Source organism: Pseudomonas entomophila (assembly GCF_029478665.1).
Classification (GTDB): Bacteria; Pseudomonadota; Gammaproteobacteria; order Pseudomonadales; family Pseudomonadaceae; genus Aquipseudomonas; species Aquipseudomonas entomophila_F.
In genome coordinates, this window is sequence record NZ_JARPQB010000099.1 from 1 (window position 1) to 9119 (window position 9119).

Consider the following 9119-nt stretch of genomic DNA (forward strand, 5'->3'; position numbering starts at 1 on the left):
AGCCGAAGCCGAAGCCGAAGCCGAAGCCGAAGCCGAAGCCGAAATCAAAGCCCCTCCCGCACCATCTCCAGAAACGTAGCCACCACCCGCCGCGTCCGCTGCTCGCTCAGGCACACCAGCGTCTCAGTCAGATGCCGCTGGCAATCGACAATCGGCAAGGCACAGACCCGGGCATCGGCCCCGAACTCCGCCGCCGACACCACCCCCACGCCAATCCCCACCACCACGGCCTCGCGCGCCGCCTCCCGGCCTTCCACCTGAATCGCCGGGCGTATGCGCAACCCGGCCCGCTGCATTTCCTCTTCCAGCGTCTGCCGCGTCACCGACCCCGGCTCGCGCAGCACCAACGGCGTGTCGTCCAGGTCCGCCAGGCTGATCTCGCCACGGCTGGCCCATGGATGCTGATGCGAGACGAACGCCACCATCGGGTCCCGGCGCATCGGCACGCAATACAGGCGCTCGTCATCGACATCACGCCCCAGCAGGGCAAGGTCGGCCTGGTAGCTGAACAGCCGGGCCAGCGACGCGTCGGTGTTGCCGGTCTCGATCTTCACCTGGATGCCCGGGTAACGCTGGCAGAACCGCGCGATCTGCGGCAGCACGTGCACCGGGGCATCCACCGCCAGCACCAGGCTGCCGGTGTGCAGCGCGCGGGAGTCCTGCAGCAGCTCCACGGCCTCCGCCTCGCAGGCGAACAGACGCTGGGTCACCCCCAGCAGGCGCTCGCCCAGGTCGGTCAGTTGCACCGAACGCTTGTTCCGGTGGAACAGCAGCACCCCGAAGCGCTCCTCCAGCTTGCGCACCTGGTCGGACACCGCCGGCTGGGTGAGGAACAGCCGTTCGGCCGCGCGGGTGAAGCTGCCCTGTTCGGCGACGGCGTGAAAGGCCTTGAGTTGAGCGTGGGAGACCGACATCGAGCACTCCTGTTACAAGCTGGGCTTATGAGTGAAATACGATAAATCGATTTTATTTATCAGTCTGCAACTGTTTCCATGTCTTTCAACCCCGGACCCGCCGCCACAAGCGGCCCTCAAGGGCCATGGCCTCGCCCTGGTCACGCCAGACCACCGAGCCATCTGACCAGGTGACGTCCCTCCGTCACGCAGTGCGCAACACAACAACAAGACAGGCGTTTCTTCACATTCTGCCGGCACACTCAAGCAAGAGGTCAGATCCACATGAATCAATCCCTGGGCGCCATCAAGCGGTGGCGCATGCAGATCTTCGCGATCACCTGGCTGGCCTACGCCGCCTTCTACTTCACCCGCAAGGCCTTCTCGGTCGCCAAGCTCGGCATCGCCGAAGACCCGACGTTCATGCTCGACAAGGCCGCCATGGCCAACCTCGATGCGATCTACCTGGCCGCCTATGCCGTGGGCCAGTTCACCTGGGGCATGCTTGCCGATCGCTTCGGGCCGCGGGTGGTGGTGCTGGGTGGCTTGTTGATCTCGGCCATCGCCGCCGTGGTGATGGGCAGCTACGCGACCTTCCCGATTTTCGCCACCTGCATGCTTGTACAAGGCTTGGCGCAGTCCACCGGTTGGGCGGGGTTGTGCAAGAACATCGGCAGTTTCTTCCCCGCTTCGCAGCGCGGACGGGTGCTCGGGTTGTGGAGCTCGTGCTATGCGTTTGGTGGGCTGGTCGCTTCGCCGTTCGCCGGCTGGTGGGCCTACACCCTGGTCGGCACCTGGCATGCGGCGTTCTTCTCCAGCGCCGCGGTGGTAGCCGGCGTGGCGGTGCTGTTCTTCATCTTCCAACGCAACAAGCCTGAGGATGTCGGCTTGCCGGCGGTGGAGCCGGAGCCCCAGAGCATGGCCCCGGGCGCGAACCTGTGCAGCGTCTGGGCGCCACTGCGCGAGATCCTGCGCAACCGCACGGTGCTTACGCTCGGGCTGGCTTATTTCATGCTCAAGCCCGCGCGCTACGCCATCCTGCTCTGGGGGCCGGTGATCGTCTTCGAGCAGATGCCCTCGGTGGGCAAGGTGGGCGCGGCGATCATCCCCACCGCTTTCGAGCTGGCCGGGCTGCTGGGGCCGATCATCATCGGCCTGGCCTCGGACAAGCTGTTCGGCGCCCGGCGCATGCCGGCCTGCGTGATCAGCCTGGTGCTGCTGACCGTGGCACTGGCGGGTTTCATGGCGGCGATGCACAGCGGCAGCGTGGCGCTGGTGGTGGCCTTGCTGTTCGTCATGGGCCTGACCTTGTACGGCCCGGACTCGATGATCAGCGGTGCCGCGGCCATCGACTTCGGCACCGCCAAGGCCGGTGCCACGGCGGCGGGCTTCGTCAATGGCTGCGGCTCGGTGGGCGCGGTGCTCGGTGGCCTGCTACCGGGCTACTTCGACAGCGTCACGGTGTTCATGATCTTCGCCGGCACCGCGCTGTTCTCCGCCCTGGTGCTGCTGCCGCACTGGAACAGCCGCCCGGCGACCGCGCCACAGGCCAACGACGTGGCACCCAACACCGGCATGGCGATCAAGCCACTGCGTACCTAGAGGAAAGCGAGTAGATGAGACCGTTCTGGCTGCAACAGGCCCTGGAGCAGGAAGACGAAGCGCTGTGCCCGCCGCTGCAAGGCGACGCCCGCTGCGATGTATGCATCGTCGGGGGCGGCTATACCGGGCTGTGGACGGCCCTGATGCTCAAGGAGCAGGCGCCGCAGCTCGACGTGCTGCTGGTCGAGGCGGACATCTGCGGCGCCGGGGCCAGTGGCCGCAATGGTGGTTGCGCGCTGTCCTGGTCGGCCAAGTACTTCACCCTCGAGCGCCTGTTCGGGGTGGCGGAGGCGATACGCCTGGTGCGTGAGTCGGAACGCAGCATCGAAGCCATTGGCGCGTTCTGCCGCGCCAATGGCATCCACTGCGACTACCGCATGGACGGCACCTTGTACACCGCCACCAATCAGGCCCAGGTTGGCGGCACCGACGCGGTGATTGCCGCGCTGGAGCAGAAGGGGATCAATTCTTTCCAGCGCTTGCCGCTGGAACAGGTACAACGGCTGGCCGGCTCCAGTCGCCACTTCGAGGGCTGGTATTCACCGGCTGCGGCCACGGTGCAGCCCGGGCGGCTGGTGCGCGGGCTGCGCCGGGTCGCCCTGCAGCGCGGTGTGCGCATTCATGAGGGCACCGCGATGACCGGGCTGGAGCACGGCGCCCCGGTCCAGGTCCGCACCCGGGCTGGGACCATTCGTGCCGACCGCGTGGTGCTGGGCCTCAACGCCTGGATGGCACGGGCCTTCCCGCAGTTCGAGCGCAGCGTGGCGATTGTCTCCAGTGACATGGTGATCACCGAACCGTGCCCGGAGCTGCTGCGCCAGATCGGCCTGGACAGCGGGGTCAGCGTGCTCGACTCGCGAATCTTCGTGCACTACTACCACAACACCTCCGATGGCCGGCTGATGCTGGGCAAAGGGGGCAACACCTTCGCCTATGGCGGGCGCATGCTGCCGGTGTTCGACCAGCCATCGCCGTACCAGCCATTGCTGCGCGAGAGCCTGACGGACTTCTTCCCGGCGTTGGCCGACGTGCCCCTGGCGGCCAGCTGGAACGGCCCCTCGGATCGCTCGGTGACCGGCCTGCCGTTCTTCGGCCGGCTCGACGGGCAGGGCAACGTGTTCTATGGCTTCGGTTACTCCGGCAGCGGTGTCGGGCCGTGCCACATGGGCGGGCAGATCCTGGCGTCGCTGGCGCTGGGCCTGGACAATGACTGGACCCGCTCACCGCTGGTCAAGGGGCCCCTCGGGCAGTTCCCGCCGGAACCGATCCGTTACCTGGGATCATTGATGGTGCGCAACGCCATCCGGCGCAAGGAGCATGCCGAGGACCGCGGCGCACGACCGCGCCGGCTGGATGTGCGGCTGGCGCGGTTCGCGGCGGCGGCGGGGAAGGCGGACAAGGGCTGAGCGGCGCTTCAGCGCAGCTCGATCTGCGCGCACAGCCCGCCCTCCAGGCGATTGCTCAGGGTCAGGTTGCCGCCCATGGACTGGATCAATTGCTGGGCGATCGCCAGCCCCAGCCCGGTGCCGCCGGTGCTGCGGTTGCGCGAAGCCTCGACGCGATAGAACGGCTTGAGCACCTCGTCCAGTTCGTCTGCCGGGATGCCCGGGCCGTCATCGAGCACGCGAATCTGTGTCACCCCCTGTTCGTGGTTCACTTCCAGGTGTGCGGCGCCGGCGAACTTCAGGGCGTTGTCCACCAGGTTCACCAGTACCCGACGCAGGGCATGGGGGCGAGTTTCCAGGGTGGCCTGGGCGCTGCCCTGGCGGTCCACCTTGGCGCCGCTGTCCTGGTAGTCGAAGACCAGGCTGTCGAGGAAGGCGTCGAGGTTGACCCGGCAGGGCGCCTCGGTGCTGCTGTCCATGCTGCGGGCGTAGGCCACGCCCTCGCGCACCAGGTGCTCCATGGCATCCAGGTCGTGCCACAGCTTTTCCTTCTCCAACCCTTCGTCCATCTGCTCGACCCGCAGCTTCATGCGCGTGATCGGGGTCTGCAGGTCGTGGGAGATGGCGGCCAGCAGTTGCATGCGCTCCTTGAGGTAGGCGGCGATGCGCGCCTGCAGGGCGTTGAAGGCGACTGCGGCGTCACGCACCTCCCGTGGGCCGCTCTCGTCTAGCAGCGGCCCGGGGCTGTTGGGGTCAAGGTTGTCGACAGCCTGCACCAGGCGGGTCAGTGGCCCGATGGCCAGGCGAACCGCCAGCCAGGTGCACGACAGCAGTACCAGCAACTGGATCAGCAGCACCCCGGGCAGCCAGGTGGCCACCGGCACCGGGGTGGGGGTGACATCAAGGGTCAACGGCGCGCCATCGGCCAGGCGCAGGTGAGTCTGGAAGTGCGCGTTGGGGCCGGGGATTTCCTGGAACGTCAGGTGGTACTGGCCGCCGATGGCCTTGACGATCGACTCGGCGGCCATGGGCGGGTCGGCGGTCGGCATCGCGGTACCTTGCAGACCTTCATCCAGGCGGTAGCGGTAGGTGCGCCGCTCCAGCCGCGTGAGCCAGGCCGGGCGCTCCGCCGCGGGCAGGCGGTCGAGGATGGCCACCGAGGTGGCGACGTCCATTTCCAGGTTGCTGAGCATCATCGAACGGCTGCTGACGTAACGCTCGTAGGCTTGCAGGCTGAACGACAGGCCGTAGGCCAGCACCAGGCCGGTGAAGAAGATCAGGGCCAGGCGCGAGGCCAGGGTGCGCGGCCACTTCATGCCGACGCCCCCAGCAGTTGCACCGCCAGCGAGAACACATAGCCCTCGCTGCGCACGGTCTTGATGCAGGTGGGCTCGCGGGCGTCATCGCCCAGGCGCTGGCGCAGGCGGCTGACCAGCAGGTCGATGGAGCGGTCGAAGATGTCCGCCTCGCGGCCCTGGGTGAGGTTGAGCAGTTGCTCGCGGCTGAGCACCCGCTGCGGGTGGTCGAGGAACACCCGCAGCAGGCGGTACTCGGCGCCCGACAACGCTACCAGGGTGCCTTCGCTGTCGAGCAGGTGGCGCGCGGTGGTGTCCAGGCGCCAGGGGCCGAAGGCGATCAGCTGGCTGCTTTCGCTGATGGTGAGGTTGGGTGGCAGCATGCGGGTGCGGCGCAGCACGGCGTTGATCCGTGCCAGCAGTTCGCGGGCGGAGAAAGGCTTGGTGAGGTAGTCGTCGGCGCCCATTTCCAGGCCGATGATGCGGTCGGTCTCGTCGTTGCGCGCGGTGAGCATCAGCACCGGCGTGTTGCGGTGCTTGCCGGCGCGCAGTTCGCGGCACAGCAGCAGGCCATCGTCGCCCGGCATCATGATGTCGAGGACGATCAGGTCGACTGCGTTGTTCTCCAGGAAGGCGCGCATCTGCCGGCCGTCGGCGACGATGCTGGTGCGCAGGCCGTTCTTCTTCAGGTAGTTGCCGACCAGTTCGCGGATCTCGCGGTCGTCGTCGACGACCAGGATGTGATCGACATGTTCCATCGGGCGGTGTCCTTGTACGTTGGGAGTGGGCGCAGTCTACCGAGGTGATTGCGGCTTGCCTGCCCCGGTTTGTATTGCAGTGTATCTGCTGTGCCGGCTGATACAGCAGGAGGCACGGCGGCCGGTGGGCCGACACAAGCGGGATACCTGGCGGGCATCAAATGGCGCTACCGGGAAGCACACGCCTTCCCACCTCAAGCCGCACAAGGAGACACACCATGAACGCCAAGACCCTCGCCAGCGCCAGCCTGTTCGCCCTGCTCAGCCTGGGTGCCTTCGCCGCGCAGGCCGCCACCCAGCCAGCCGCGGAGGCCATGCCGTATCACTACGGCGAGCATCTGGACGTGAAGAAAGTGCTGTCGATCCAGACGGATCCGAGCGTCAGCTGCGGGGTGGCCAACTCGCGCATGAACTACCTCGACTCCCAGGGCCGCCAGCACGACCTGCAATACCTGACCTATGCCACCGATGGCTGCCACGAACATTGATCGGGAGCCTGGCCGATGACGTTGATACCTGGCGGCGCCTGGCGCCGCCCAGGGCGCGTGTTGCTGGTCGCCGTGGCGGCCACCTGCGCCCTTGGCGGGCTGGCCCTGGCGGCTCGGTCGCCCGCGCCTGACCTGGGGGCCATGCCACCGTTGGCCGGTGCGCAGCAGTGGCTGAATTCACCCCCGCTGGATGCCGCCGCGCTCAAGGGCAAGGTGGTACTGGTCGATTTCTGGACCTACGACTGCATCAACTGCCGGCGCAGCCTGCCGCATGTCAATGACTGGGCCCGGCGCTACGCCGACCAGGGGCTGGTGGTGATCGGGGTGCACACACCGGAGTACGACTACGAGCACGATGTCGGCAACCTGCGCACGCAGGTCCGGCAGTTGGGCATCGATTACCCGGTGGCGGTGGACAACGACTACCGCATCTGGAATGCCTGGGGTAATCAGTTCTGGCCCGCACACTACTTCGTCGACCGCCGAGGCCAGGTCCGTCATGTGCATTTTGGTGAGGGGGACTATGCCGGCCAGGAACAGGTGATCCGGCAGTTGCTGGACGAGCGGGGGTGACCCTGGCCCAGGGAAAGTGGTCGATCAGCGAACGGAATGTACCAACTGGAACATAAAGCTTTGTCCATCCCCGGGGTTCTCTTCTAGAATCCGCGCATGCCCAGGCGCCATGCCGGGCCATCGCCCGAGAGCCCCATGAGTTCCAGTACGCCGCTGTCCGGAGTCAACCAGCCGCTGCGCGGCATCGCCCTGGTGGTGGTGGCCACCTTCCTGTTTGCCAGCCACGATGGGCTCTCGAAGTTTCTCGGTGGCGTGTACCCGATCATCATGGTGGTGTGGGCACGCTATGTGGTGCATACGTTGCTGATGGCCGGGATCTTCCTGCCCAAGGCGGGCCTTGCCGTGCTGCGCACCCGCCGGCCGCTGCTGCAGACCCTGCGCGCACTCAGCCTGCTCAGCACCAGCCTGTTGTTCACCGCTGGCCTGCAGTATCTGCCGCTGGCGGAGGCAACTTCGGTCAACTTCCTCGCGCCGGTGCTGGTCACCGCGCTGTCGGTGCCCTTGCTCAAGGAGCGGGTCACGCTGGGGCAGTGGGTGGCGGTGGTGATGGGGTTCATCGGTGTGCTGGTGGTGGTTCATCCAGGGGGGGCAATGTTCACGCCGGCCATTCTTTTCCCGTTCGGTTCGGCGCTGGGGTTCTGCTTCTATCAGTTGCTCACGCGCAAGTTGGCGGCCCATGACAGCCCGACCACGAGCAACTTCTACGCGGGGTTGTGCAATACCTTGATCATGACGGCGCTGGTGCCGTTCTTCTGGCAGACGCCAGCGTGGCCGCATGTGTTGCTGATGCTGGCGCTGGGGGGCTGCGGGATGACCGCGCACCTGTTGCTGACCCAGGCGTTCCGCCATGCGGCGCCGGCGTTGCTGGCGCCGTTCAGTTACTGCCAGATCGTGTTTGCCGGGTTGCTGGGGGCGGTGGTGTTCGGGCAGGTGCCGGACGGAATGAGCCTGGTGGGGATTTCGGTCATTTGCCTGAGCGGGCTGGGCGCGGCCTGGATGCAGCGGCGCACCCAGGTGCGCGCATAGGGTCAGGGCCGCGCTGTCCCCAGTAGGAGCCGGCTTGCCGGCGAACAGGCGTCGTTGATCAAACCCAATTCGAATTCATGTAACTACCCTGATTGAAGTTTGCCGCGACAGCAGACTATGAATGACGGATAACAATGTCCAATCATATTTAATGAACGGTTGATCGGTGTCATCTATCACGCTGGCGTGATAGAAAAGACCGATCAGGTCGTCATAACTTTTGATTGGACTGTCGCCTAGTGCATTCAATAGCCTGAAAGGGTCGACAGCGTTGAAGTTGGTTATTCGGATAACTTGAAACTTCGCGCTGGTTATTTCGCATGTCGCGATCACGGGTGACCCTGATGAACGAAGAAGACCATATCAAAAGTTACAATGGCCCGGCCGCCGGCTGGGGCGCGCTCAAGAGCGTGACCAAGGCCTGGCTGGGCAGCGAGAACGCCGTCAAGAACATCCGCATGATGCTCAAGACCAACCAGGACAGCGGTTTCGACTGCCCCGGCTGCGCCTGGGGCGAGTCGCCCGAGAGCGGCATGGTCAAGTTCTGCGAGGTTCTTCGCCAAGTACAGCGTCGACGCACTGCTTGAGCAGAGTGACTACTGGCTCGAATACCAGGGCCGGCTGACCCATCCGATGCGTTATGACGCCGCCACCGACCATTACGTCGAGATCAGTTGGGACGAAGCCTTCGCCCTGGTTGCCCAGCACCTGAACAGCCTTGAATCGCCCGACCAGGCCGACTTCTATACATCGGGTCGGGCCAGCAACGAAGCCGCCTTCCTTTATCAGTTGTTCGTGCGCACCTTCGGTACCAACAACTTCCCCGACTGCTCGAACATGTGCCATGAAGCCAGTGGCCTGGGCATGTCCAGCACCCTGGGCGTGGGCAAGGGTACCGTGGTGTTCCACGACCTGGAGCAGGCCGACGCGATCTTCGTCATCGGCCAGAACCCCGGCACCAATCACCCGCGCATGCTCGAACCCTTGCGTGAAGCGGTGGAGCGCGGCGCCCAGGTGGTCTGCTTCAACCCGCTGAAGGAGCGCGGCCTGGAGCGCTTCCAGCACCCGCAGCACCCGTTCGAGATGCTCAGCAACGGCT

At 65.8% G+C, this 9119-nt stretch carries 8 protein-coding genes and 1 pseudogene; 6 read left to right on the top strand and 3 right to left on the bottom strand.

Annotated features, from left to right (window positions below; translation table 11 throughout):
- Nucleotides 1-44 precede the first annotated feature (44 nt).
- Nucleotides 45-914, bottom strand: coding sequence for a LysR substrate-binding domain-containing protein (locus P5705_RS25865; protein WP_248919823.1), 870 nt, complete (start codon nt 912-914; stop codon nt 45-47).
- A 264-nt stretch (nt 915-1178) separates the two neighbouring features.
- Here P5705_RS25865 and P5705_RS25870 point away from each other — a divergent pair, with 264 nt between their 5' ends.
- Both P5705_RS25870 and P5705_RS25875 read left to right on the top strand, forming a co-directional pair.
- Nucleotides 1179-2495: an MFS transporter gene (locus P5705_RS25870; RefSeq protein WP_277463704.1), complete on the top strand. Its 1317-nt coding sequence runs from the start codon at nt 1179-1181 to the stop codon at nt 2493-2495.
- Nucleotides 2496-2509: 14 nt separating this feature from the next.
- On the top strand, nt 2510-3901 hold the full coding sequence (locus tag P5705_RS25875) for an FAD-dependent oxidoreductase (RefSeq protein WP_277463705.1): 1392 nt from the start codon (nt 2510-2512) through the stop codon (nt 3899-3901).
- Between the two features lie 8 nt (nt 3902-3909).
- Here the strand turns inward: P5705_RS25875 and P5705_RS25880 are convergent, their stop codons facing one another.
- Together P5705_RS25880 and P5705_RS25885 are read right to left on the bottom strand one after the other, a co-directional pair.
- Nucleotides 3910-5196 (bottom strand): sensor histidine kinase, encoded by a 1287-nt coding sequence (locus tag P5705_RS25880; RefSeq protein ID WP_277463706.1) that lies wholly within the window; start codon nt 5194-5196, stop codon nt 3910-3912.
- Nucleotides 5193-5933, bottom strand: coding sequence for a response regulator (locus tag P5705_RS25885; RefSeq protein ID WP_277463707.1), 741 nt, complete (start codon nt 5931-5933; stop codon nt 5193-5195). The genes P5705_RS25880 and P5705_RS25885 overlap by 4 nt, the downstream gene beginning before the upstream one ends.
- 218 nt (nt 5934-6151) lie before the next feature.
- On the opposite strand from P5705_RS25885, the gene P5705_RS25890 reads away from it, so the two are divergent.
- From P5705_RS25890 to P5705_RS25905, 4 genes and pseudogenes are all read left to right on the top strand, one after another.
- A complete protein-coding gene (locus tag P5705_RS25890; protein ID WP_277463708.1) occupies nt 6152-6421 on the top strand; it encodes a DUF2790 domain-containing protein in 270 nt (89 codons plus the stop codon).
- Nucleotides 6422-6436: 15 nt separating this feature from the next.
- Nucleotides 6437-6994 (top strand): thioredoxin family protein, encoded by a 558-nt coding sequence (locus tag P5705_RS25895; protein ID WP_277463709.1) that lies wholly within the window; start codon nt 6437-6439, stop codon nt 6992-6994.
- 135 nt (nt 6995-7129) lie between these two features.
- Nucleotides 7130-8020: a DMT family transporter gene (locus P5705_RS25900; RefSeq protein WP_277463710.1), complete on the top strand. Its 891-nt coding sequence runs from the start codon at nt 7130-7132 to the stop codon at nt 8018-8020.
- 344 nt (nt 8021-8364) lie between these two features.
- Nucleotides 8365-9119: pseudogene (locus P5705_RS25905) on the top strand (molybdopterin-dependent oxidoreductase); the annotation flags it as partial.